Here is a 24,864-nt window from a genome sequence, read left to right on the forward strand (position 1 = left end):
AAAAACTACCTGCGTTGCCATCGCTGCGTTAAAAGCCGGCTCGCAATGCTCATTGACGACTAGTCAACTGCGCTTGCTCACCTGCTTTTGCCTTGCGCTGGCTGCCTCGCCTACGTTTTTAGAGGCGACCTGTGCGGTACTACACAGACTCATACAACTCCAATAAGAGGCAAACCTCATGAGTTCCCGGGCATTCGAATCGGCGGCGTCGCTGGCCACGCCGACCCGCAAACGCTATTTCATCATGGTGCTGTTGTTCATCACCGTGGTCATCAACTACCTGGACCGCAGCAACCTGTCGATTGCCGCGCCGGCGCTGACCAGCGAGCTGGGTTTGACGCCGGTCGAGGTCGGCCTGATCTTTTCGGCGTTCGGCTGGACCTACGCGGCCATGCAGTTGCCCGGTGGCTGGCTGGTCGACCGTGTACCGCCACGGATTCTCTATACCGTGGCGCTGATCTCCTGGTCGGTGGCGACGGTGATGCTGGGTTTTGCGGCCAGCTTCATTGCCTTGTTCGTGTTGCGCATGGCGGTGGGGGCGCTGGAGGCCCCGGCCTATCCGATCAATAGCCGGGTGGTGACCTCGTGGTTCCCTGAGCGCGAGCGGGCCACGGCCATCGGCTTCTACACCTCCGGGCAGTTTGTCGGCCTGGCATTTCTGACCCCGGTACTGGCCTGGCTACAGGCCCATTACGGCTGGCACATGGTATTTGTGGCCACCGGTGCAGTAGGTATTCTCTGGGGCGTGATCTGGTATCTGGTGTATCGCGAACCGCGCGACTTCAAGGGGGCCAATAACGCCGAGATTGAGCTGATTCGCGAGGGCGGCGGGCTGGTGGATATCCAGGCTGATACCGCCAGGCAAAAAGCCGGGTTCAAGTGGGCCGATCTCGGCATCGTGCTCAGTCAGCGCAAGTTGTGGGGGCTCTATCTGGGGCAGTTCTGCCTGAACTCGACCCTGTGGTTCTTCCTGACCTGGTTCCCTACCTATCTGGTCAAGTACCGGGGCATGGACTTCATCAAGTCCGGGTTGCTGGCTTCGTTGCCGTTCCTGGCAGCGTTCGTCGGCGTGCTGTGTTCGGGGTTCTTCTCCGACTGGCTGATCCGCCGCGGCCACAGCGTGGGGCTGGCGCGCAAGCTGCCGATCATCACTGGCCTGCTGATCTCCACGACCATCATCGGTGCCAACTACGTGGACTCGACCGGGCTGATCATCGCCTGTATGGCGGTGGCGTTCTTCGGCAATGGCCTGGCGTCGATCACCTGGTCGCTGGTATCGACCGTTGCGCCGGCGCGGCTGCTGGGCCTGACAGGGGGCACCTTTAACTTCATCGGCAACCTGGCGGCCATTGCCACGCCGATCATGATCGGTTTTCTGGCCACCGGTGATTCGTTCGCGCCGGCCATTACCTACATCGCCTGCCTGGCGTTGTTGGGAGCGCTGTCGTACATCCTGCTGGTGGGCAAGGTCGAGCGGATCGAGCTTTAGTTGCTGGTTCTGAGGCGGCTAGATGCCCATAATGCTGCCAGCTTTTTTGACGGAACCAGACCTGATATGGACAAGGCTTCAATGGCAGATGCCGATAAAGAACCGGCGCTGGCGGGTACGCAAACTCTGGTACGTGGCCTGGCCGTGGTTCAGGCAGTCGCGGCAGGTGCCCGGGACCTCAAAGACATCGCCAAGGCAATGGGTACCACCCGTAGCACCACCCACCGGTTGGCCAGTTGTCTGGTGCTGGAGCGCTATCTGCGGGTGGTGCCACAGGTCGGCTATCTGCTGGGGCCCAAGTTGATCGAGCTGGGCTTCCAGGCTCGGGAAGAATTGCCATTGGCGATGCTGGCCAGGCCCTATCTGGACCGGCTTTCGGAACTGACCGGCGATACCGTGCATCTGGCTGTGCGCGACGGCGATGAGGTGCTGTACCTGCACAAGAATCCAGGTCGCAACGGCCCGGAGATGCGCTCGCGGGTCGGGCACCGCATGCCATTGGTGCGCACCGGGATCGGCAAGGCGTTGTTGCTCGACAGCGGCGAGCAGGAATGGCAGCGGCTGTTCGATATCAGCCAGCCGGTCGCTGGCCGTGCCTCGACATTGCCGGCCCATGAGCCGCAGACCTGGGAGCAGTTGCGCCAGCGCCGCGAGGAGTATGTGCAGGGCGGCTATGCCTTCGACCTGGAAGACAACGAGCCGTCGATCCGCTGCGTTGCGGCGCCGGTGCGTGACGCCAGCCGACAGATCGTGGCTGGCATCAGCATCGCCAGCACTGTGCCGTATATGCCGCTGGAGAAAATGGCCGAACTGGTGCCGCTGATCAAAGACCTGGCGGCGCAGCTGTCGGCCGAACTGGGCGCGGTGTGATCAGGCCTTGAGCGTCGCCATATCAATGACGAAGCGGTACTTCACGTCACCGGCCAGCATGCGTTCGTAGGCCTGATTGATGTTGCGGATGTCGAGCATTTCGATATCGCAACGGATGTCGTGTTCAGCGCAGAAATCCAGCACTTCCTGGGTTTCGGCGATGCCACCGATTAGTGAGCCGGCCAGTACCCGGCGCTTCATGACCAGGTTGGCGGCATGCACCGGTGGGTCGATCGGTTCGATCAGGCCGACCAGAATGTGCACACCGCCGAAGGTCAGGGTGTCCAGGTAGGGATTGAGGTCGTGCTGCACCGGAATGGTGTCGAGCAGGAAATCAAAGCGGCCGGCGGCGGCTTTCATCTGCTCGGCATCGGTGGATACGATCACATGGTCGGCACCCTGACGGCGTGCCTCGGCCGCTTTGCTGGCAGAGCGGGTGAACAGAGTGACCTCTGCGCCCATCGCCTTGGCGAACTTGATCCCCATGTGGCCCAGGCCGCCCATGCCCAGTACGCCGACCTTGTGCCCGGCGCGCACGCCATGGAGCTTGAGCGGCGAGTAGGTGGTAATGCCGGCGCACAGGATCGGCGCCGCGGCTGCCGCATCGAGTTGTTCCGGGATGCGTACGACGAAGTGTTCGCTGACCACGATGCTGCTGGAGTAGCCGCCCATGGTGTTGCTGCCATCGACCCGGTCCGGGGTGGCGTAGGTCATGGTCGGGCCTTCCAGGCAGTATTGCTCAAGGTCTGCCTGGCAGGCGCTGCAGGTGCGGCACGAGTCGACCATGCAACCGACACCGACCAGATCACCGGTCTTGTAGCGGGTGGCCTGCGGACCGGTGGCAGTGACCCGGCCGACGATTTCATGGCCGGGCATCAGCGGGTAGACGGCAATCCCCCATTCATTGCGGGCCTGGTGAATATCTGAGTGGCAGACGCCGCAGTAGAGGATTTCGATGGCCACGTCGTCAGCGCGCAAGGCGCGACGTTCGAAGGTCATCGGCGCCAGCGGCGCGGTAGGGGATTGAGCAGCGTAACCGATAGCGGTGTACATCAGAGGGGCCTCGCAAATGACAAGCTGTTGAGGCGGTGCATTGTCGTGCGCTACGCCGCGCCCGGCGATGGCGAATTCTCCGTGATTCTTGCCTGATTCTCCGGCGTATGCTGTATCGCTGCTCAGATCTGCGATGATAGGCGTGTCTGTTTCTCTGTCAGTACTGTTTGATGCAATTGACTCGATACCTTGAAGCCAATACGACGCTTGTGGCCCTGATTCGCTCTCTGGCGCCGCAGCCGGGTTGGGCGTATACCCGTTTGCCGGACGTAAAGCTGATCAGCGCGTTCAGCCATATGGGCAGCAGCCCGCAGATCTACGAGCCGAGCCTGATGATCGTCGCCCAGGGCAGCAAGGTGGCGTTTCTGGGGTCGCGGACCTTCGAGTACGGCGCCGGGCATTACCTGATCCAGGCCTTGTCGGTGCCGTTCAAGTGCGAAACCTTCGCTGCGCCGGACATGCCGCTTTACGGTGTGTCAGTGGCGATTGATCGTACCGTGCTGGCCGAACTGGTGCAGGCCATGGGCCCGACGGCTGCAGGCGAAAGCCGGATGCAGACCCCGGAGTCGATGAGTTCGGTGCAGTTCGATGTGGGCATGCGCGAGAGTGTCGAGCGGTTGTTGCGTTGCCTGCACGATCCGCTGGAGTGTCAGGTGATGGGCCAGGCGCGAGTGCGCGATGTGCTGTACAGCGCGCTGCGCGGTCCGCAGGCGGGTGTGCTGCGGGCACTGGTCGAGCAACAGGGGCAGTTCGCCCGGGTGGCCGCGGCGGTCAATTACCTGCACGATCATTTCGCCGAGCCGCTGAATGTCGAGACCCTGGCGCGTTGCGCCAATATGAGCGTGTCGACCTTCCATGAACACTTCAAACGCAGCACCTTGCTCAGCCCGGTGCAATATCTCAAACGCCTGCGTCTGCTGCGTGCCCAGCAGATGCTGGTCAGCGACGCAATGGGTGTGGCTCAGGTGGCATTGCAGGTGGGCTATCAGAGTGCCTCGCAGTTCAGTCGCGAGTACAAGCGCTACTTCGAGCGCAGCCCGGGGCAGGAGAGAGGGGTTTAGCGTCACGGTAGGAGCAGCTTTAGCTGAGAAGCTTTCGCGGCTAAAGCCGCTCCTACGGTGCATTACATGTTGGGGTAGTTGGGCCCGCCTGCGCCTTCAGGCGCCACCCAGGTGATGTTCTGCGCCGGATCCTTGATGTCGCAGGTCTTGCAGTGCACGCAGTTCTGGGCGTTGATCTGAAAGCGTTTCTCGCCGTCTTCCTGGGTCACCACTTCGTACACGCCGGCCGGGCAGTAGCGCTGTGCAGGCTCGTCGTAGAGTGGCAGGTTCTGGCTGATCGGGATGCTCGGGTCTTTGAGCTTCAGGTGGCAGGGCTGTTCCTCTTCATGGTTGGTGCTGGAGAGAAATACCGAGCTGAGCTTGTCGAAGCTGAGCTTGCCGTCCGGTTTCGGGTAGTCGATCTTTTTGGAATCGGCAGCGAGCTTCAGGCAGGCATGGTCCGGCTTGGTGTCGTGCAGGGTAAAGGGCAGCTTGTTGGCGAAGATATTCTGCTCAAGGAAGGCAAAGCCGGCGCCGAGAATCGGGCCGAACTTGTGCATCGCCGGGCCGAAGTTGCGTGAGGCGAACAGTTCGTCGTGCAGCCAGCTGGCCTTGAAACCCTCGACATAGCCGGTCAGTTCGTCGCCGCCTTGGTTGCCCGCCAGCAGTTGCTCGGCCACCGCGTCGGCGGCCAGCATGCCGGACTTCATGGCCGTGTGGCTGCCTTTTATTTTCGAGAAGTTCAGGGTGCCCAGGTCGCAGCCGATCAGCGCGCCGCCGGGGAACACCATCTTCGGCAGCGAGTTGTAGCCGCCTTTGACGATGGCGCGGGCGCCGTAGCTGATGCGCTTGCCGCCTTCGAGGTACTGGCTGGCGACCGGATGGTGCTTGTAGCGCTGGAATTCGTCGAATGGCGACAGGTACGGGTTGCTGTACGACAGGTCGATGATCAGGCCGACCACCACCTGGTTGTTCTCCAGGTGATAAAGGAATGAGCCGCCCATGTTGGCGTTGTCCAGCGGCCAGCCGGCGGTGTGCACCACCAGGCCCGGTACGTGTTTGGCCGGGTCGATTTCCCACAGTTCCTTGATACCGATGCCGTAATGCTGCACGTCGGCTTCGCTGTCGAGCTCAAAGCGCTTGATCAGTTGCTTGCCCAGGTGGCCGCGGCAACCTTCGGCGAACAGCGTGTATTTGCCACGCAGTTCCATGCCGGGGGTGTACAGGCCGTCCTTGGGCTGGCCTTCGCGGTCCACGCCCAGATCGCCGGTGATGATGCCGCGCACGATGCCGGCCTCGTCGAACAATACTTCCTGGGCGGTAAAGCCTGGGTAGATCTCGACGCCCAGGTTCTCGGCCTGCTGGGCCAGCCAGCGGCACAGGTTACCGAGGGAAATAATGTAGTTGCCTTCGTTGTGCATGGCTTTGGGCACAAAGAAATCAGGCACCTTGATCGAACTCTGCTCGCTGCGCAGCACATAGATGTCATCGCGCACCACGGGCGTATTGAGCGGGGCGCCCAGTGCTTTCCAGTCGGGGAACAGCTCTTCCAGGGCGCGGGGTTCGAATACCGCTCCGGAGAGGATGTGGGCGCCAACTTCGGAGCCTTTTTCAACCACGCAGACGCTGATTTCCTGGCCGGTTTGAGCGGCCTTCTGTTTCAGGCGGCAAGCGGCGGAAAGCCCGGAGGGCCCGGCTCCGACGATGACCACGTCGAATTCCATGTATTCGCGTTCCACAGGCTATCTCCTACAAATGGCTCACGGTGTCTTTATAAGCTCTGGCGATAAACGACAGCGGCAACAGTCGATTTCGCGGCTTCTTTCTAAGTTCAGGCAGTATATCTACACCATCGGCAAGGTCCAATACAAACGTTTGTTTGAATCGGTTGAAACCCTTATAAATCCTAGCGGCGGGACTCATGACTGGCCGATATGTCGTATTGACCGTCCGGGAGGTTGCAGTCAAGATACGGGCGGTTTGGTACTGGCTGCGGGTCGATAAAACTCGACCAGACCTGTAAAGGCGTGCGGCCGTGAAGTGTGGTTAAACACTTCGTGCCTGTTTGTGCGGCGCATTCTACACGGCCTTGCGGCCATTGGCCGGCTTTAATCGGCCTTGTAGTGCGTGTGCACGCCCCAGGATTGCTTGTTGAGGACGCATTCCAATCGCCTGGCCGTGTCCAGGCGGCTTCTATTCATCGGAGAGTAACGAGGAATCCATGAAGGTTCTTGTAGCTGTCAAAAGAGTGGTCGACTACAACGTCAAGGTTCGCGTCAAGGCGGACAACTCCGGCGTCGACCTGGCCAACGTCAAGATGTCCATGAACCCCTTCTGCGAAATTGCCGTCGAAGAGGCCGTGCGTCTGAAAGAGAAGGGCGTTGCCAGCGAAATCGTCGTGGTCAGCGTGGGTCCGTCCACCGCTCAGGAACAACTGCGCACCGCGCTGGCGCTGGGCGCCGACCGTGCCGTACTGGTTGAGTCCGCTGAAGAACTGACCTCGCTGGCGATTGCCAAGTTGCTCAAGGCCGTGGTCGACAAGGAACAGCCGCAACTGGTGATCCTCGGTAAACAGGCGATCGACAGCGATAACAACCAGACCGGCCAGATGCTCGCCGCGCTGAGCGGTTACGCCCAGGGCACCTTTGCCTCCAAGGTCGAAGTCAATGGCGACAAGGTTGCCGTGACCCGTGAGATCGACGGCGGTCTGCAGACGGTTGCGCTGAACCTGCCTGCCATCATCACCACCGACTTGCGACTGAACGAGCCGCGCTACGCATCCTTGCCCAACATCATGAAGGCCAAGAAGAAGCCACTGGAAACCCTGACCCCTGAAGCGTTGGGTGTTTCCACAGCCTCGACCAACAAGACCATCAAGGTCGAGGCCCCAGCAGTGCGCAGCGCCGGCATCAAGGTCAAGTCGGTGGCTGAACTGGTCGAAAAACTGAAGAACGAAGCGAAGGTAATCTAAATGACTATTTTGGTTATCGCTGAACACGACAAGGGTGCGCTGGTTCCGGCGACCCTCAATGCTGTAGCGGCCGCCCAGAAAATCGGCGGCGACATTCACGTGCTGGCCGCAGGTGCCGGCGTATCGGCGGTTGCCGAAGCGGCCGCCAAGATCGCCGGTGTGGCCAAGGTGCTGGCTGCCGACAACGCAGCCTACGCTCACCAGTTGCCGGAAAACGTCGCGCCACTGATCGTCGAGCTGGCCAAGGGTTACAGCCACGTGCTGGCGGCTGCGACCTCCAATGGCAAGAACATCCTGCCGCGCGTTGCCGCGCAACTGGATGTTGACCAGATTTCCGAAATCGTCTCGGTCGAGTCGGCAGACACTTTCAAGCGTCCGATCTACGCCGGTAACGCTATTGCCACCGTGCAATCGAGTGCAGCGGTCAAGGTCATTACCGTGCGTACCACCGGTTTCGACCCGGTTGCCGCCGAAGGTGGCTCTGCTGCTGTCGAAACCGTGGCTGCCGCGCACAATGCCGGTACCTCGAGCTTTGTCAGCGAAGAGCTGGCGACCTCTGACCGTCCAGAGCTGACCGAGGCGCGGGTGGTGGTGTCCGGCGGTCGCGGCATGGGCAACGGTGACAACTTCAAGCACCTGTACAGCCTGGCCGACAAGCTCGGTGCTGCGGTCGGTGCCTCGCGTGCGGCCGTTGACGCAGGCTTTGTGCCTAACGACATGCAGGTCGGTCAGACCGGCAAGATCGTCGCGCCGCAACTGTACGTCGCTGTCGGTATTTCCGGGGCGATCCAGCATCTGGCTGGCATGAAAGACTCCAAGGTGATCGTTGCGATCAACAAGGATGAAGAGGCGCCAATCTTCCAGGTGGCTGACTACGGTCTGGTAGCCGACCTGTTCGAAGCCGTACCGGAGCTGGAAAAGCTGGTCTGATCCGGCATCCTGCCCTATAAAAGAACCCGCCCGGTTTGGTGACGAACCGGCGGGTTTTTTGTTTTCTGATACCAGGGATTTTGCATGGGCGCCTTTCGAGTTCTCTGGCCGTGCGTGCTGGCGGGCTGGCTGATGTCACCCGCTATGGCCGCAGCGGCAGCCAAGTGCGAGCGGCTGATCGCCAGTGGCAGCCCGGATGCGCCACCGTACCTGTGGCGCGATCCGCAGGACCCCAGGCAACTGATGGGTGCCAATGCCGACCTGCTCCGGCAGGCCGCGCAGGAGTTGGGCATCACCGTAGAGGTGCTCTACGCCGGCAAGCGCAGCCAGGCACAAGAGGAAGTGCGTAGCGGGCGGATGGATCTGCTGGTCGATGCCAGTCTGAATTCGGCGCAACTGGAGGCTTTCGATTACCTTCAGCCGGCCATCAGCCATAACGAAATCGTGCTCTGGACGCGTGCCGATTCCGGCCTGGCCGCGCAGAGTCTTGCTGATTTGCAGGGGCTCTCCGGGGTGCGCTCTCAAAGAACCCGGCTGACGCCGGAGTTCGAGGCGCTTGCCGGTGCGCAGCTACAGTTGCAAACCGTGGGCGGCCTGACTGCGGCGTTGCAGAAGCTGGCACTGGGTGAGGTCGACTACGCTCTGGCAGGGCGCTACGCAGGCCGGGTGCTGGTCGAGTCGCTGGGCCTGGCGGCTGACTTGCAGGCGCTGGGGCTGGTGGTTGATCGGCCGGGGTTTCATCTGGCGTTATCGTCCAATTCAGCCTGCAACGACCCTTGGTTGCGCGGACAACTGACGAAAAAGATGACAGAATCGGCAGCTTCGGGCCTTGCCGATGAGGCCATAAAACGCAATCTGGATCTGTGGAAACGCCAGTTGCAGCAGCCCGTTTCCAAACAGTAGGAATGGTTTAGTGAGTACTCGCTTTTTGGTCGCCGGCATGGCGGCTGTCATTGTGGCCGGGTGTGCGAACGATCCGGCGCCCACCGAACAAATGAAACTGACCGAGCAAGCCATTGCCCAGGCCAAGGCAGTAGGGGCCGAAGGTGAAGAGCTGCCGCAGATGCAGCAGGCCGAAGAGCGCTATGCCGCCGCGCGTGCCGAGCTGCTCAAACAGTCCTACAAGAATGCGCGCATGCAGGCCGAGCGGGCTGAGCTGGATGCCCGGCTGGCCGAGGCGCAAACCCTGACCCTCAAGAGTGAAGAGCAGCGTGCGCAACTCGAAGCTCGCCTTGAACGTCTGCGCAAGCAGTTGAAGGAGGCGCAATGAATCGTCTGCCGCATATTCTGAGTGTCTGTGCAGTGCTGGGGTTGGCCGGCTGTGCCGGCCAGTACTCGGGCGATCAGGCTTTACAGAAAGCCAGTGCCGATTTTCAGCGGGTCAAGGAAGATCCTGATGTGCTGCGCAGTGCGCCCAAGGATGTGATTCGCGCCGGAGAATCGCTGGGGCGTGCCGAGCGGCTGTCGAGCTATCTGGGCAGTGGCGCGGATGTTGCGCATTACGCTTACCTGAGCAGTCGCTACAGTGAAATTGCCCGTGAGCACACTAATCTGGCGCTGTCGCAAGAGCGTATGGCCAGGATGGAGCTTGAGCGTCAGCGGCTGCAACTGGGGTTGCGTGAAGCCAGGCTGGCCGGTGCCCGGCAGCAGGGCAAGTGGGTCGAAGAGCAGATCATGCTGGCCACTACCCAGAGCGATCGCGGTCTGGTCATGACCTTGGGCGATGTGTTGTTCGATCAGGGCGATGCGCAGTTGAAGAACTCCGCCAATCGTACCCTGCTCAAGATCGTCCAGTTCCTGCAACTGCACCCGCGACGTGTGGTACGCATTGAGGGTTACACCGACAACACCGGCGAGCGTCAGGACAATCTCAAGTTGTCCCGGGATCGTGCCCAGGCCGTTGCGGATGTGCTGATCGACCTGGGAGTGGAAGAAAAGCGTGTTGAAGTCATTGGCTACGGCGCGCAGTTTCCTGTTGATGTGAATGCGACAGAGCGGGGCAGGGCGCAGAATCGTCGGGTTGAAATCGTCTTTTCCGACGATAAAGGACGGCTCGGCATTGCCCGATAAACACAGGGTCCAAAAAAAGCCCGAGCCCGGTAGGGTGCTCGGGCTTTTTTTGGCCTTAAGACCGCTGCTTTTGGCATTTATGCCATCCAAATATTTCTGTCAGGGTGCACAATACGGCTTCTGTGCCAGAACTGTCCCAGTACAATTGCAAACTGTTACGGTTGTTTATCCTACAAGAACAAAATGCCGGTCGCTGTGAGGCCGCTTCATGACCAATCTTCTGTTGTATCAACGTATCGCCCAGCAGCTTGCCGAAGATATTCGCCGCGGCGTTTATCAGCCGGGTGAGCGTGTTCCGTCGGTGCGCAAGATGAGCCTGCAGCTCAATGTCAGCCATGCCACGGTGCTGCAGGCCTACGCCAATCTTGAGGATCAGGGGCTGATTCGCGCCCGGCCACAGTCAGGTTATTACGTCCACCAGACTCCGGCGCTGACCGCATCGACGCCTGATATCGCCCGGGTCGAGCGGCCCAGCCTGGTGACTCGTAGCACCATTATCCAGCAGGTTTTGGTTGAATCACGACGTGAAGGGGTATTTGCCCTGGGTGCGGCTGTGCCTCATGTCGATTATCTGCCGGTCCGTGCACTGCATCAGCAACTGGCCAAAGTGACCCGTTTTCAGAGCCCGCGAGCCTTCAGCTACATGTTCAGCCCAGGCTATGAGCCGCTGCGGCGCCAAGTGGCGATCCGCATGCGTGATGCCGGGGTGGTGGTCGATCCTTCTGAGGTGGTGATCAGCCACGGTTGTGTCGATGCGCTGCAGATGGCTTTACGAGTGGTGACACGGCCGGGTGATTTGATTGCTGCCGAGTCGCCGGCTTATTACGGTCTGCTGCAACTGGCGGATTTGCTGGGGCTGAAGGTCATCGAGATTCCCAGTGATCCGGTCACCGGTATCAGTCTGGAAGCCTTGCAGCTGGCGGCCAATCAGTGGTCGATCAAGGCCTTGGTACTGACTGCCAGGGTAAGCAACCCGCTGGGGGCGACCATGCCCGAGGAGCGGCAGAAGAGTCTGCTGCGGCTGGTTGGCGATTTTGATATCCAGGTCATCGAAGATGATATCTATGGCGAGCTGATGTTCGAAATCGGTCGCACCCGTGCGCTCAAAGCCTTTGATCGGCATGACCGGGTCATCTACTGCTCAAGCTTCTCCAAAACCCTGTCGCCGGGAGTGCGCATTGGCTGGATGATTCCAGGCAGCAAGTACCTGGCCGAAATCCAGCGATTGCAGACCTTCAGTACCCATTCGGCGTGCAGCGTGACCCAGATGGGAGTGGCGGCCTACCTGGAGAATGGTGGCTATGATCGCCATCTGCGGCATATCCGGATTGAGTACCGCAAGAACCTGAGCGCCTATCAATTGGCCGTGCAGCAGCATTTTCCCGAGGGCACCCAGATGAGCCGGCCATTGGGCGGTTTCATTCTATGGGTCAGTTTGCCCGGCAGGGTCAATACTCAGGAGCTGCATATTCGTGCGCTGGAGCAGGGCATCAGCATCGCCCCAGGGCTGATTTTCAGCAATACAGAGCAGTTCAATCATTGCATTCGTCTGAACTGTGGGATGCCGTGGAATCGCGAAGCGGAGCGCTCTCTGATGACGCTGGGAATGTTGGCGCGGCAGTTGTGTCATGAGGCGGCCGCAGGATTTTGACCTATAGGCATGCGCTCTTTTCGTCCGATATTGGTCTGCTGACTTGTCAATCGGGTTGTAAAGGGCCAGCATGTTTATTTCTGCCCAAATCATTGTTCGCTTATGACTGTCTTTCGCCTTGCTGGATTGTTAGTCGTCGTGTTGTTGTGCGGTTGCGATGCTCGGGAGCCGTCTGCGCCCAGACCCAAAACAGAGGCTGCCTCGGCGGCTGTTGCGGTGCCTGAAGCGCCTGCGCGGCCGGTTGCGCCATCGACTGCCGAGAAGCCCGTTGCGCAGGTGGTAAGCGGCGCTGTGGCGGACAAGCATGAGCCTGCGCCGGTGCACAGCCTGGCGCCCAGCGTGCCGGTCAAGCCTGTGGTGCTCGACAAGAATGATTTTGGTGTGGCCAGCAAGCCTGTCGCCGCGCATGCGCAGCCTGAAAAGGCGGCGAAGGCGGTTGCCGGTGCCGAGCCTGGCAAGCCAGGTGTCAGCAAGTCTTCGGCCAAGACGGTTGCCAAGGCCGATCGCAAGGAGTTGAAGGCCAAGGGTGACAAGGTGCCGGCCAAGAATGTGCGCATTGGCAATGCCAAACTGGATCTGAGCCTGCCGCAGGAGTTGGTGCGCGAGCTGGAGCCGCCAGCCAATGTTATCAGTGGTCGGCGCAAGCCACTGCTGCCGCCGATGTTTGGTGATAAGGCGAATTCTGCCGAGTCAGGCTCGTTCGAGCTGGGCGGTCGGATTATCAGCAACGAAATGCAGCTGCAGATGCGCAACGACAACCGCCGGGATGTCGACGGCGCGGCGCTGGACTTCAAATTCAGGCAGTAACGCCCTGTCTGCCCTGTGCTATGGCAGTTACAAGCCTTTGTGGCTGCCGCTAATATCGCTACTCTTTTTTCGTATTCCCAAGGTGTATCGCTTCATGGACTGTCGTTCAGGTTGTGGTGCGTGCTGCATCGCGCCGTCTATTACTTCGCCCATCCCCGGCATGCCTGATGGCAAGCCCGCCGGTGTGCGCTGCCTGCATCTTTCTGTGGAGATGCTCTGTGGATTGTTTGGTCGTCCTGAGCGGCCTGACGTGTGTGGGGGCTTTGCGGCGGATGAGGAGGTCTGTGGTGTTGACCAGGCTGATGCGATTCGTCTGATTGGCTGGTGGGAAAGAGCTACCGCTACCACCTGAGTCCGGGTGCTGGCGGTTCTATCGTAAGCAGAGGAGTGGAACGATGAAATCGCTGTACCGCCTGGCTGTTGCGTGTGGTGTAACTGTACTGTTCACGGGCGTTGCACACGCCGAAGACTGGCAGTTGGCCAAGGATGAACAGGGTATCAAGGTGTGGCTCAGTGAGGTGCCGGGTTCGAAGTACAAGGCCTATCGTGGCGTAACTGTGATTGATGCCAGCTTCCAGCGACTGCGTGCCTTGCAGGAAGATGTGGCGGGCGCCTGCGCCTGGATTCATGAGTGTGAATCGCAGAAGCTGCTCAAACACGAAGGTGACAAGGCCTGGACCTACACCCGCTTCAAGACGCCCTGGCCGGTTACCCCGCGTGACTCTGTGTTGCAGGTCAGTACCGTTCAGCAAACCGATGGCAGCCTGAGGCGCACCCTGCTGGCACAGCCGAGCTACATTCCTGAAGAAAAAGGCTACGTGCGGGTGGCGAGTGTCGACGGGTACTGGCAATTGACGCCGAAGGGGCCTGATCGTACCGAGGTGACTTACCAGGTGCACACCGATCCTGGTGGCAGTGTGCCGTCGTGGTTGAGCAACAAGTTCGTGGTCGATGCGCCGTTCAACACCCTCAAGGCATTGCGGGAGAGGGCGCTAAAGCCTTGAGGGCTGGCTGCAAAAACAAAGGGCTGCCCTTGGGCAGCCCTTGTTCGTTGCGCTGAAGCTTACTTGCGATCCGGCAGCGAAGTGATATCGCGTTGCTGCTCGCCGGTGTACAGCTGGCGTGGACGGCCAATCTTGTACGGGCTGGAGAGCATTTCTTTCCAGTGCGAGATCCAGCCGACGGTACGGGCCAGGGCAAAGATCACGGTGAACATGCTGGTCGGAATGCCGATCGCCTTGAGGATGATCCCCGAGTAGAAGTCGACGTTCGGGTACAGCGAGCGCTCGATGAAGTAAGGATCGGTCAGGGCGATCTCTTCCAGGCGCATGGCCAGTTCCAGCTGTGGATCGTTGTGGATGCCCAGCTCGCTGAGGACTTCGTCGCAGCTCTGCTTCATCACGGTGGCGCGTGGGTCGCGGTTCTTGTAGACGCGGTGGCCGAAGCCCATCAGCTTGAACGGATCGTTCTTGTCCTTGGCCTTGGCGATGTACTTGTCGATATTCGACACGTCGCCAATTTCGTCGAGCATGGTCAGGACCGCTTCGTTGGCGCCGCCGTGGGCAGGGCCCCAGAGTGCAGCGATACCGGCAGCGATACAGGCGAACGGGTTGGCGCCCGAAGAGCCGGCCATGCGTACGGTTGAAGTGGATGCGTTCTGCTCATGGTCGGCGTGGAGGATGAAGATCCGGTCCATTGCCTTGGCCAGTACCGGGCTGATCGGTTTGATCTCGCACGGGGTGTTGAACATCATGTGCAGGAAGTTTTCTGCGTAGCTCAGGTCGTTGCGCGGGTACATCATGGGCTGGCCCATGGAGTACTTGTAGACCATGGCGGCAAGGGTCGGCATCTTCGCAACCAGGCGAATGGCCGAGATTTCCCGGTGCTGCGGATTATTGATGTCCAGCGAGTCGTGGTAGAACGCCGACAGGGCGCCCACTACGCCGCACATGACCGCCATCGGGTGGGCGTCACGGCGGAAACCGTTGAAGAAGGTCTTGAGCTGTTCGTGGACCATCGTGTGGTTTTTGACCACGGCAACGAACTGGGCCTTCTGTTCTGCGGTTGGCAGTTCGCCGTTGAGCAGCAGGTAGCAGGTCTCCAGGTAGTCGGACTGGCTGGCCAGTTGCTCGATCGGGTAGCCGCGGTGCAGCAGGATTCCCTTGTCACCATCGATATAGGTGATTTTCGACTCGCAAGAGGCGGTCGACATGAAGCCTGGGTCGAATGTGAAGCGGCCGGTGGCGGTCAGGCCGCGTACGTCGATCACGTCAGGACCAACAGTGCCGGTCAGAATTGGCAGCTCGACGGGGGCGGTGCCCTCGATGATCAACTGCGCTTTTTTGTCAGCCATATGGCCTCCTGTTTATGCTTCGAATCATCAGACAGGCCCCCCACGCAGGGCCCGCATCACTATAGTGAGATAAATTCTAAAGTCAATTTGCCTAAAGTCGTGTTCCAAAGCGGCTTTGGCTATCCATATTTTCGTATTATTCCGACTCCTTTACCCCTTTTGCGCAAGCTGTGCAATCCGCCGTTGGCGGGTGGTCTGCGCGTTGTCATTAGTGGCCTAACTGTCTATACTCGGCGTCCGAGCGCCATGGGCTTTGCAGCCAGTTTCAGGCGCTCGTCACTTCGTGGGTAGTGGGTACCTGACCAGTGCACTTCCCAACAACTTGCCCTGTTGTTCAAAGGGCTCTTCAGTGTGAAAAAAAGCCGTGAAAAGCCAACGACCTGTAAATCTAGACCTAAGGACAATCAAGCTCCCAGTCACTGCTTACACGTCCATTCTTCACCGTGTTTCCGGTGTCATTCTCTTCGTCGGTGTTGTCATCATGCTTTATGCATTGGACAAATCCCTGGCGTCCGAGGAAGGCTTCGGTGAAGTCAAGGCGTGTCTGACCAGCCCGCTGGCGAAGTTTGTCATCTGGGGCTTGCTGTCTGCCCTTCTGTATCACCTGGTGGCCGGCGTGCGTCACCTGATCATGGATGCTGGTGTAGGCGAGACGCTGGAAGGCGGCAAGCTGGGCTCCAAAATCGTAATCGTTGTTTCTGTGGTACTGATCGTGCTGGCGGGAGTCTGGATATGGTAACCAACGTCACTAACCTTTCCCGCTCCGGCCTGTATGACTGGATGGCACAACGTGTGTCGGCAGTTGTGCTCGCGGCTTATTTCATCTTCCTGATCGGCTACCTGTTGGCCCACCCAGGTATCAGCTACGCCCAATGGCACGAGCTGTTCTCCGCCACCTGGATGCGTATTTTCAGTCTGCTGGCCCTCGTTGCTCTTGGCGCTCACGCCTGGGTCGGCATGTGGACCATCACCACCGACTATCTGACGCCGATGGCGCTGGGCAAGTCGGCGACTGCGGTACGTTTCCTGGCCCAGGCAGTATGCGGCATTGCGATGTTCGCCTACTTCGTCTGGGGCGTGCAGATTCTTTGGGGTATCTGATTAATGGCTAGCACAAAAACTCTTTCTTTCGACGCCATCATTGTTGGTGGTGGCGGTGCCGGTATGCGTGCTGCGCTGCAACTGGCCCAGGGTGGTCACAAGACTGCTGTGGTCACCAAGGTGTTCCCGACCCGTTCGCACACCGTTTCGGCCCAGGGTGGCATCACCTGCGCGATCGCTTCGGCGGACCCGAACGATGACTGGCGCTGGCACATGTACGACACCGTCAAGGGGTCGGACTACATTGGTGACCAGGACGCAATCGAATATATGTGCCAGGAAGGTCCTGCTGCCGTATTCGAGCTCGACCACATGGGTCTGCCGTTCTCGCGTACCGAAACCGGCCGTATCTACCAGCGCCCGTTCGGTGGTCAGTCCAAGGACTTCGGCAAGGGTGGTCAGGCTGCCCGTACCTGCGCAGCTTCCGACCGTACCGGTCACGCGCTGCTGCACACGCTTTATCAGGGCAACCTGAAAGCCGGCACCGTGTTTCTCAACGAGTACTACGCCGTTGACCTGGTAAAGAATGGCAATGGCGATTTCGTTGGCATCATCGCCATCTGCATTGAAACCGGCGAAACCATGTACATCCGCTCCAAGGCGACCGTACTGGCGACCGGCGGTGCAGGCCGTATCTATTCGTCCACCACCAACGCCCTGATCAACACCGGTGACGGTGTCGGCATGGCGCTGCGCGCCGGTGTACCGGTGCAGGACATCGAGATGTGGCAGTTCCACCCGACCGGCATTGCTGGCGCAGGTGTACTGGTTACCGAAGGCTGCCGTGGTGAAGGTGGATACCTCATCAACAAGCACGGCGAGCGTTTCATGGAGCGTTACGCGCCCAACGCCAAGGACCTTGCCGGTCGTGACGTCGTGGCCCGTTCCATGGTCAAGGAAATCATCGCCGGTAACGGTTGTGGTCCTAATGGCGACCACGTGATGCTCAAGCTCGACCACCTGGGCGAAGAAGTACTGCACAGCCGTCTGCCAGGTATCTGTGAGCTGTCCAAGACGTTCGCTCACGTCGACCCGGTTCTGGCGCCTGTTCCAGTGGTTCCGACCTGTCACTACATGATGGGCGGCGTTGCCACCAACATCCATGGTCAGGCCATGACCCAGGATGCTGAAGGTAACGATGTGATCCTGCCGGGCCTGTTCGCTGTGGGCGAAGTGGCGTGCGTATCGGTTCACGGTGCCAACCGTCTGGGTGGCAACTCGCTGCTCGACCTGGTGGTATTCGGCCGCGCTGCCGGCCTGCACCTGGAGAAGGCTCTGGCTGACGGCGTTCAGTATGACGAAGCCACCGAAGCCGACATCAACAGGGCGCTGAGCCGTCTGGACGCGCTCAACGGCCGTACCGAAGGCGAAGACGTCGCGACCCTGCGCCGCGAGCTGCAAAGCTGCATGCAGAACTACTTCGGTGTGTTCCGTACCGGCGAGTACATGCTCAAGGGTATCGAGCAACTGGCCGAGCTGCGCCAGCGCATTGCCAACGTCAAGATCAACGACAAGTCCCAGGCCTTCAACACCGCGCGTATCGAAGCGCTGGAGCTGCAGAACCTGCTGGAAGTTGCTGAGGCCACGGCCATCGCAGCAGAAGCCCGTAAAGAGTCGCGCGGCGCTCACGCCCGTGAAGACTACGAAGATCGTGACGACGAAAACTGGCTGTGCCACACCCTGTACTACCCGGGTGTCAAAAAGGTCACCAAGCGCGCCGTCAACTTCGCGCCGAAGACCGTGCCAGCGTTTGAACCAAAAGTCCGGACTTACTAAGGGTGGCCGCTATGTTGAAAGTCGAAGTTTATCGTTACAACCCCGACACCGACTCGGCGCCCAAGACTCAGGTGTTCGACGTCGATACCGGTGGCAAGGATTTGATGGTGCTTGATGTATTGGCGCTGATCAAAGAGCAGGACGAAGGTTTCTCGTATCGTCGCTCGTGCCGTGAAGGTGTTTGCGGCTCCGATGGCATGAACATCAACGGCAAGAATGGCCTGGCATGCATCACGCCGCTGTCTGCCGTGGTCAAGGGCAACAAGCTGGTGCTGCGTCCGCTGCCTGGTTTGCCTGTCATACGTGACCTGGTCGTCGATATGAGCATCTTCTACAAGCAGTACGAGAAGGTGAAGCCATTCCTGCAGAACGACACGCCGGCTCCGGCCATCGAGCGTCTGCAGTCGCCTGAAGAGCGTGAAAAGCTCGATGGTCTGTACGAGTGCATCCTGTGCGCTTGCTGCTCGACCTCGTGCCCGTCCTTCTGGTGGAACCCTGACAAGTTTCTGGGCCCTGCGGCACTGCTGCAAGCCTATCGTTTCCTGGCTGACAGCCGTGACACTCGCACTGCCGAGCGTCTGGCGTCGCTGGACGACCCGTTCAGTGTGTTCCGCTGCCGCGGCATCATGAACTGCGTCAACGTTTGTCCGAAGGGCCTTAACCCTACCAAGGCTATCGGTCACGTGCGCAACATGCTGTTGGGTAGTGGCGTCTGATTTACTGCTGTAACCCGCTACATCGTTGCAACCGCTGCGGCGCAGACACACAGTCCGCGCTGCAGTTTTAACCAGGGCAGGGCTCGCAAGGCCAGTGCTCTAACTTTGAAGAAATGAGACCAGCAGGGGCATTCGGGCTGGTGCCCGGACTATCTGCGTGATCCTTAGTGGCTTGTTACGGTCGCTGCACACGACCGTCTCAGACTCGCTCTGTGTCTTCGCCGGTGGTGTCCCCTTACCGAGGGTGACCAAGCATGCAAGAAAGCGTGATGCAGCGCATGTGGAACAGCGCCCACCTTTCCGGTGGTAACGCTGCCTATGTGGAAGAGCTCTACGAGCTCTACCTGCACGACCCTAACGCTGTGCCAGATGAATGGCGCACCTACTTCCAGACGTTGCCGATTGAAGGTAGCGCTGTCACCGATGTATCGCATTCGACAATTCGCGATCATTTCGTGTTGCTGGCCAAAAACCAGCGCCGCGCACAACCGGTATCCGCCGGCAGCGTGAGCAGCGAACACGAGAAGAAGCAGGTTGAAGTGTTGCGGCTTATCCAGGCTTACCGTGTACGTGGCCATCAAGCGGCCCAGCTCGACCCGCTGGGGTTGTGGCAACGTCCCGTGCCGGCTGATCTGTCGATCACCCATTACGGCCTGACCAATGCGGACCTGGATACCGTGTTCCGTGCCGGCGACCTGTTCATCGGCAAAGAGGAAGCGAGCCTACGCGAAATCCTTGAGTCGTTGCAGCAGACATATTGTCGCACCATCGGCGCCGAGTTCGCCCACATCGTGGATTCCGAACAGCGCAACTGGTTCATGCAGCGCCTGGAAAGCGTCCGTGGCCGTCCGGCGTTTTCTGCCGAGAACCAGGGTCACCTGCTCGAGCGCGTCACTGCGGCCGAAGGCCTGGAAAAGTACCTGGGCACCAAATACCCGGGCACCAAGCGTTTCGGTCTGGAAGGCGGCGAAAGCCTGATTCCGATGCTCGACGAGCTGATCCAGCGCTCCGGCTCCTACGGCGTCAAGGAAGTCGTGATCGGCATGGCCCACCGGGGTCGCTTGAACGTGCTGGTCAACACCTTCGGCAAGAACCCGCGCGAGCTGTTCGACGAGTTCGAAGGCAAGAAGATGGCCGAGCTGGGCTCCGGTGACGTCAAGTACCACCAGGGCTTCTCTTCCAACGTCATGACAGCAGGTGGCGAAGTTCACCTGGCCATGGCGTTCAACCCGTCGCACCTTGAGATCGTTTCTCCGGTGGTCGAGGGTTCCGTGCGTGCCCGTCAGGATCGTCGCAACGATTCGACTGGCGAGAAGGTCCTGCCAGTCTCCCTGCACGGCGACGCCGCCTTTGCCGGCCAGGGTGTGGTGCTGGAAACCTTCCAGATGTCGCAGACCCGCGGTTTCAAGACCGGCGGTACTGTGCACATCGTCATCAACAACCAGGTTGGCTTCACCATCAGCAACCCGCTGGACGCGCGTTCCACCGAGTACGCCACCGACGTTGCCAAGATGATTCAGGCGCCGATCCTGCACGTCAATGGCGACGATCCTGAAGCTGTGGTGTTCGTCACCCAGCTGGCGATCGACTACCGCATGCAGTTCAAGCGCGACATCGTCATCGACCTGGTCTGCTACCGTCGTCGCGGCCACAACGAGGCCGACGAGCCAAGCGGCACCCAGCCGCTGATGTACCAGCAGATCAACAAGCAGCGCACCACCCGTGAGCTGTATGCCGAGCAGTTGATCAAGGCCGGTGTGTTCGACGAAGCGGCTGTACAGGCCAAGATCGACGACTACCGTACTGCTCTGGACAACGGTCAGCACGTGGTCAAGAGCCTGGTCAAGGAGCCTAACCGCGATCTGTTCGTCGACTGGCGTCCCTACCTGGGCCATGCCTGGACTGCGCGTCATGACACCCGCTTTGACCTCAAGACCCTGCAGGAGCTGTCTGCTCGCCTGCTGGATCTGCCAGAGGGTCTGGTGGTTCAGCGTCAGGTCCAGAAAATCTACGAAGACCGCCAGAAGATGCAGGCCGGTGGCTTGCCGATCAACTGGGGCTACGCCGAGACCATGGCCTACGCCACGCTGCTGCATGAAGGCCATCCGGTGCGTATCACCGGTCAGGACGTCGGCCGCGGTACGTTCTCGCACCGTCATGCCGTGCTGCACAACCAGAAGGACGCCAGCGCCTATGTGCCGCTGAAGAACCTGTCTGCCGAGCAGCCACGTTTCGAAATGTACGACTCCTTCCTGTCCGAAGAAGCCGTACTGGCCTTCGAATACGGTTATTCGACCACCCAGCCTAACGCGCTGGTGATCTGGGAAGCCCAGTTCGGCGACTTCGCCAACGGTGCCCAGGTGGTGATCGACCAGTTCATCACCAGTGGCGAGCACAAGTGGGGTCGTCTGTGCGGCCTGACCATGCTGCTGCCGCACGGTTATGAAGGGCAGGGGCCGGAGCACTCCTCGGCACGTCTGGAGCGCTACCTGCAATTGTGCGCCGAGCACAACATCCAGGTTTGCGTACCGACCACACCGGCCCAGATCTACCATCTGCTGCGCCGTCAGGTGATCCGTCCGCTGCGCAAGCCGCTGGTGGTTCTGACGCCGAAGTCGCTGCTGCGCCACAAGCTGGCCATCTCGACGCTGGAAGATCTGGCCGAAGGCTCGTTCCAGACCGTGATCCCGGAAATCGACAGCCTCGATCCGGCCAAGGTCGAACGCCTGGTACTGTGCAGCGGCAAGGTCTACTACGACCTGCTGGAGAAGCGCCGTGCCGAAGGTCGTGAAGACATCGCCATCGTGCGTATCGAACAGCTGTATCCGTTCCCGGAAGATGACCTCATGGAGGCCATTTCGACCTACACCAACCTCAAGCATGTGGTCTGGTGTCAGGAAGAGCCGATGAACCAGGGCGCCTGGTACAGCAGTCAGCACCATCTGCGTCGCAGCATCAGCAACCACAACCGTAGCCTCGTTCTCGAGTACGCCGGTCGTGATGCTTCTGCCGCGCCAGCATGCGGTTACGCTTCGAAGCACGCCGAGCAGCAGGAAAAACTCCTGCAAGATGCCTTCACTGTTTAACGCCTTCGCGCATTAGAAACCGAATTAAGGAATTACAGATAATGGCTATCGAGATCAAAGCCCCCTCTTTCCCGGAGTCCGTTGCCGACGGCACCATCTCCAAGTGGCACAAACAACCGGGCGAGGCGGTAAAGCGCGACGAACTGCTGGTCGACATCGAGACTGACAAGGTGGTCCTGGAAGTCCTGGCCGAAGCTGACGGCGTGCTGGCATCGATCGTTAAAGGCGAGGGCGACATCGTCCTGTCCAACGAAGTGATCGCGACCCTGGACGCGGGTGCTACCGCATCGGCTGCTCCGGCTGCCGCTGCTGCTCCTGCCGCTGCACCAGCAGCAGCTGCTGCCCCGGCTGCCGCTGCTGACGAAGACGCCATCGCTGCCCCGGCAGCGCGCAAGCTGGCTGAAGAAAACGGCATCAACCTGGCCAGCGTCAAAGGCACCGGTAAAGACGGCCGGATCACCAAGGAAGACGTGGTCGCTGCTGTTGAAGCGAAGAAATCCGCGCCGGCCGCTGCGCCTGCTGCCCAGCCGGCCGCTGCCGCTGCTGCTCCTGTGTTCGCTGCCGGCGACCGCACCGAGAAGCGCGTGCCGATGACCCGCGTGCGTGCCACCGTTGCCCGTCGTCTGGTCGAAGCCCAGTCGAACATGGCGATGCTGACCACCTTCAACGAAGTCGACATGACCGAAGTCATGGCACTGCGTTCGAAGTACAAGGATCTGTTCGAGAAGTCCCACAATGGCGTGCGCCTGGGCTTCATGTCGTTCTTCGTCAAGGCTGCTACCGAAGCACTGAAGCGCTTCCCGGCCGTTAACGCCTCGATCGACGGCAACGACATCGTGTACCACGGCTATGCCGACATCGGTGTTGCCGTTTCCAGCGACCGCGGCCTGGTGGTTCCGGTACTGCGTAACGCCGAGCACATGAGCCTGGCTGAAATCGAAGGCGGCATCGCCACCTTCGGCAAGAAAGCCCGCGACGGCAAACTGTCGATCGACGAAATGACCGGCGGCACTTTCACCATCACCAACGGCGGTACTTTCGGTTCGATGATGTCGACCCCGATCGTCAACCCGCCGCAGGCCGCTATCCTGGGCATGCACAACATTCTGCAGCGTCCCATGGCCGTCAATGGTCAGGTTGTCATCCGTCCGATGATGTACCTGGCGCTGTCGTACGACCACCGCCTGATCGATGGTAAAGAAGCTGTAACGTTCCTCGTTACCATCAAGAACCTGCTGGAAGATCCGTCTCGCCTGCTGCTGGACATCTGATCAAGGCAGCCCCGGCTGCCAGGCTTCAAGCTGCCATCATCAGCAGCGGGGAGTGGTGCTTGAGGCTGTAACCTTATCTGATTATCGTGTTGTAATGCCGGGCTGCGTCTACCGCAGCTCAGCTTGCAGCTTGCAGCTGATAGCTCGAAGCTAAAAAAGGAATCTTTTTATATGTCTCAGAAATTCGACGTAGTAGTGATCGGCGCGGGCCCTGGTGGCTACGTAGCGGCCATCAAGGCTGCCCAGCTTGGCTTGAAAACCGCCTGCATCGAGAAGTACCAGGACAAGGACGGCAAGCTGGCGCTGGGCGGTACTTGCCTGAACGTCGGTTGCATTCCTTCCAAGGCTCTGCTGGACAGCTCCTGGAAGTACTACGAAGCGAAGAAGAGCTTCAACGTTCACGGTATCAGCACCGGTGAAGTCGCCATCGACGTGCCGACCATGGTTGGCCGCAAGGCGACCATCGTCAAGGGTCTTACCGGCGGCGTTGCCAGCCTGTTCAAGGCCAACGGCGTCACTTCCCTGCAAGGCCACGGCAAACTGCTGGCCGGCAAGAAAGTCGAACTGACCAAGGTTGACGGCACCGTTGAAGTGATCGAAGCCGAGCACGTGATCCTGGCTTCCGGCTCGCGTCCGATCGACATCCCACCGGCCCCGGTCGACCAGAATGTCATCGTCGACTCCACCGGCGCCCTGGAATTCCAGCAGGTTCCTAAACGCCTGGGCGTGATCGGCGCTGGCGTGATCGGTCTGGAGCTGGGCTCGGTCTGGGCCCGTCTGGGTGCTCAGGTTACCGTTCTGGAAGCACTGGAAAAGTTCCTGCCAGCCGCTGACGACGCTGTTGCCAAAGACGCGCTGAAGACCTTCACCAACCAGGGTCTGGACGTCAAGCTGGGCGCCCGTGTGACCGGCTCCCAGGTCAACGGCAACGAAGTCGAAGTCACTTACACCGACGCCAACGGCGAACAGAAGATCACCTTCGATCGCCTGATCGTGGCCGTGGGCCGTCGCCCGGTGACCACCGACCTGCTGGCCGCCGACAGTGGCGTGACCCTGGACGAGCGTGGCTACATCTACGTTGACGACTACTGCGCCACCAGCGTACCGGGCGTTTACGCCATCGGCGACGTGGTACGCGGTCTGATGCTGGCTCACAAAGCTTCCGAAGAAGGCATCATGGTGGTTGAGCGCATCAAGGGTCACAAAGCCCAGATGAACTACAACCTGATTCCGTCGGTTATCTACACCCACCCGGAAATCGCATGGGTTGGTAAAACCGAGCAGACCCTCAAGGCTGAAGGCGTTGAAGTCAACGTCGGCACCTTCCCGTTCGCTGCCAGTGGTCGTGCCCTGGCTGCCAACGACACCGGCGGTTTCGTCAAGATCATCGCCGACGCCAAGACCGATCGCGTTCTGGGCGTTCACGTGATCGGCCCAAGCGCTGCTGAACTGGTTCAACAGGGTGCGATCGCCATGGAATTCGGCTCCAGCGCCGAAGACCTGGGCATGATGGTCTTCTCTCACCCGACACTGTCCGAAGCGCTGCACGAAGCGGCACTGGCTGTGAATGGCGGCGCCATCCACATCCAGAACCGCAAGAAGCGCTAAGGCACAACAAACCTCGGCGCGCTGCCCGTCGTAAGACCTGTTCGCAGGTCGTACCGCGGAAAGCGCGTCGGA

General features: G+C 60.1%; 22 protein-coding genes. 19 read left to right on the forward strand and 3 right to left on the reverse strand.

Annotated features, from left to right (window positions below; translation table 11 throughout):
* Positions 1 to 178: 178 nt before the first annotated feature.
* Entirely contained in the window at positions 179 to 1,489 is a 1,311-nt protein-coding gene (locus NRB16_RS06470; RefSeq protein WP_253110495.1) for an MFS transporter, read from the forward strand.
* A gap of 66 nt (positions 1,490 to 1,555) precedes the next feature.
* A complete protein-coding gene (locus tag NRB16_RS06475; protein WP_257105745.1) occupies positions 1,556 to 2,359 on the forward strand; it encodes an IclR family transcriptional regulator in 804 nt (267 codons plus the stop codon).
* On the opposite strand, the gene NRB16_RS06480 is transcribed toward NRB16_RS06475, so the two are convergent.
* The gene (locus NRB16_RS06480; protein ID WP_045490108.1) at positions 2,360 to 3,412 is read right to left on the reverse strand and encodes an NAD(P)-dependent alcohol dehydrogenase; all 1,053 of its coding nucleotides are present in this window, start codon (positions 3,410 to 3,412) and stop codon (positions 2,360 to 2,362) included.
* Positions 3,413 to 3,582: 170 nt separating this feature from the next.
* Between NRB16_RS06480 and NRB16_RS06485 the strand changes: the two genes are divergently transcribed.
* Positions 3,583 to 4,473: an AraC family transcriptional regulator gene (locus tag NRB16_RS06485; RefSeq protein ID WP_253110501.1), complete on the forward strand. Its 891-nt coding sequence runs from the start codon at positions 3,583 to 3,585 to the stop codon at positions 4,471 to 4,473.
* A 62-nt stretch (positions 4,474 to 4,535) separates the two neighbouring features.
* On the opposite strand, the gene NRB16_RS06490 is transcribed toward NRB16_RS06485, so the two are convergent.
* Entirely contained in the window at positions 4,536 to 6,191 is a 1,656-nt protein-coding gene (locus NRB16_RS06490; protein ID WP_045490113.1) for an electron transfer flavoprotein-ubiquinone oxidoreductase, read from the reverse strand.
* Between the two features lie 482 nt (positions 6,192 to 6,673).
* Between NRB16_RS06490 and NRB16_RS06495 the strand changes: the two genes are divergently transcribed.
* From NRB16_RS06495 to NRB16_RS06535, 9 genes are all read left to right on the forward strand, one after another.
* The gene (locus NRB16_RS06495; RefSeq protein ID WP_045490115.1) at positions 6,674 to 7,423 is read left to right on the forward strand and encodes an electron transfer flavoprotein subunit beta/FixA family protein; all 750 of its coding nucleotides are present in this window, start codon (positions 6,674 to 6,676) and stop codon (positions 7,421 to 7,423) included.
* Positions 7,424 to 8,353, forward strand: coding sequence for an electron transfer flavoprotein subunit alpha/FixB family protein (locus NRB16_RS06500; RefSeq protein ID WP_257105746.1), 930 nt, complete (start codon positions 7,424 to 7,426; stop codon positions 8,351 to 8,353).
* A gap of 84 nt (positions 8,354 to 8,437) precedes the next feature.
* Complete coding sequence (locus NRB16_RS06505; RefSeq protein WP_257105747.1) at positions 8,438 to 9,256, forward strand: ABC transporter substrate-binding protein; 819 nt, start codon at positions 8,438 to 8,440, stop codon at positions 9,254 to 9,256.
* A 10-nt stretch (positions 9,257 to 9,266) separates the two neighbouring features.
* Positions 9,267 to 9,623, forward strand: coding sequence for a DUF4398 domain-containing protein (locus NRB16_RS06510; RefSeq protein WP_144403282.1), 357 nt, complete (start codon positions 9,267 to 9,269; stop codon positions 9,621 to 9,623).
* Complete coding sequence (locus NRB16_RS06515) at positions 9,620 to 10,423, forward strand: OmpA family protein (protein WP_257105748.1); 804 nt, start codon at positions 9,620 to 9,622, stop codon at positions 10,421 to 10,423. Before NRB16_RS06510 ends, NRB16_RS06515 begins: the two co-directional genes overlap by 4 nt.
* 208 nt (positions 10,424 to 10,631) lie before the next feature.
* Entirely contained in the window at positions 10,632 to 12,074 is a 1,443-nt protein-coding gene (locus tag NRB16_RS06520) for a PLP-dependent aminotransferase family protein (protein WP_045490124.1), read from the forward strand.
* Positions 12,075 to 12,176: 102 nt separating this feature from the next.
* Positions 12,177 to 12,881: a translation initiation factor 2 gene (locus NRB16_RS06525; RefSeq protein ID WP_257105749.1), complete on the forward strand. Its 705-nt coding sequence runs from the start codon at positions 12,177 to 12,179 to the stop codon at positions 12,879 to 12,881.
* 94 nt (positions 12,882 to 12,975) lie between these two features.
* On the forward strand, positions 12,976 to 13,233 hold the full coding sequence (locus NRB16_RS06530; protein WP_084710027.1) for a YkgJ family cysteine cluster protein: 258 nt from the start codon (positions 12,976 to 12,978) through the stop codon (positions 13,231 to 13,233).
* A 43-nt stretch (positions 13,234 to 13,276) separates the two neighbouring features.
* The gene (locus tag NRB16_RS06535) at positions 13,277 to 13,885 is read left to right on the forward strand and encodes an START domain-containing protein (RefSeq protein WP_257105750.1); all 609 of its coding nucleotides are present in this window, start codon (positions 13,277 to 13,279) and stop codon (positions 13,883 to 13,885) included.
* A gap of 59 nt (positions 13,886 to 13,944) precedes the next feature.
* Here the strand turns inward: NRB16_RS06535 and gltA are convergent, their stop codons facing one another.
* Positions 13,945 to 15,234 (reverse strand): citrate synthase, encoded by a 1,290-nt coding sequence (gene gltA / locus NRB16_RS06540; RefSeq protein ID WP_045490133.1) that lies wholly within the window; start codon positions 15,232 to 15,234, stop codon positions 13,945 to 13,947.
* Positions 15,235 to 15,598: 364 nt separating this feature from the next.
* On the opposite strand from gltA, the gene sdhC reads away from it, so the two are divergent.
* The 7 genes from sdhC (at position 15,599) to lpdA (ending at position 24,792) form a co-directional block, all read left to right on the forward strand.
* Positions 15,599 to 15,973, forward strand: a complete 375-nt coding sequence (sdhC, locus tag NRB16_RS06545) for a succinate dehydrogenase, cytochrome b556 subunit (RefSeq protein ID WP_045490135.1) — start codon at positions 15,599 to 15,601, stop codon at positions 15,971 to 15,973.
* Entirely contained in the window at positions 15,967 to 16,335 is a 369-nt protein-coding gene (gene sdhD, locus NRB16_RS06550; protein WP_257105751.1) for a succinate dehydrogenase, hydrophobic membrane anchor protein, read from the forward strand. Before sdhC ends, sdhD begins: the two co-directional genes overlap by 7 nt.
* 3 nt (positions 16,336 to 16,338) lie before the next feature.
* Positions 16,339 to 18,111, forward strand: a complete 1,773-nt coding sequence (gene sdhA / locus NRB16_RS06555; RefSeq protein ID WP_045490139.1) for a succinate dehydrogenase flavoprotein subunit — start codon at positions 16,339 to 16,341, stop codon at positions 18,109 to 18,111.
* 11 nt (positions 18,112 to 18,122) lie between these two features.
* On the forward strand, positions 18,123 to 18,827 hold the full coding sequence (locus tag NRB16_RS06560; RefSeq protein ID WP_045490142.1) for a succinate dehydrogenase iron-sulfur subunit: 705 nt from the start codon (positions 18,123 to 18,125) through the stop codon (positions 18,825 to 18,827).
* Between the two features lie 254 nt (positions 18,828 to 19,081).
* Positions 19,082 to 21,913, forward strand: coding sequence for a 2-oxoglutarate dehydrogenase E1 component (locus tag NRB16_RS06565; RefSeq protein WP_253110526.1), 2,832 nt, complete (start codon positions 19,082 to 19,084; stop codon positions 21,911 to 21,913).
* A gap of 41 nt (positions 21,914 to 21,954) precedes the next feature.
* Entirely contained in the window at positions 21,955 to 23,184 is a 1,230-nt protein-coding gene (odhB, locus tag NRB16_RS06570) for a 2-oxoglutarate dehydrogenase complex dihydrolipoyllysine-residue succinyltransferase (protein WP_253110527.1), read from the forward strand.
* Positions 23,185 to 23,355: 171 nt separating this feature from the next.
* Complete coding sequence (gene lpdA, locus NRB16_RS06575; protein WP_253140428.1) at positions 23,356 to 24,792, forward strand: dihydrolipoyl dehydrogenase; 1,437 nt, start codon at positions 23,356 to 23,358, stop codon at positions 24,790 to 24,792.
* Positions 24,793 to 24,864: the final 72 nt, after the last annotated feature.

The organism is Pseudomonas sp. LJDD11 (genome assembly GCF_024584215.1).
Classification (GTDB): domain Bacteria; phylum Pseudomonadota; class Gammaproteobacteria; order Pseudomonadales; family Pseudomonadaceae; genus Aquipseudomonas.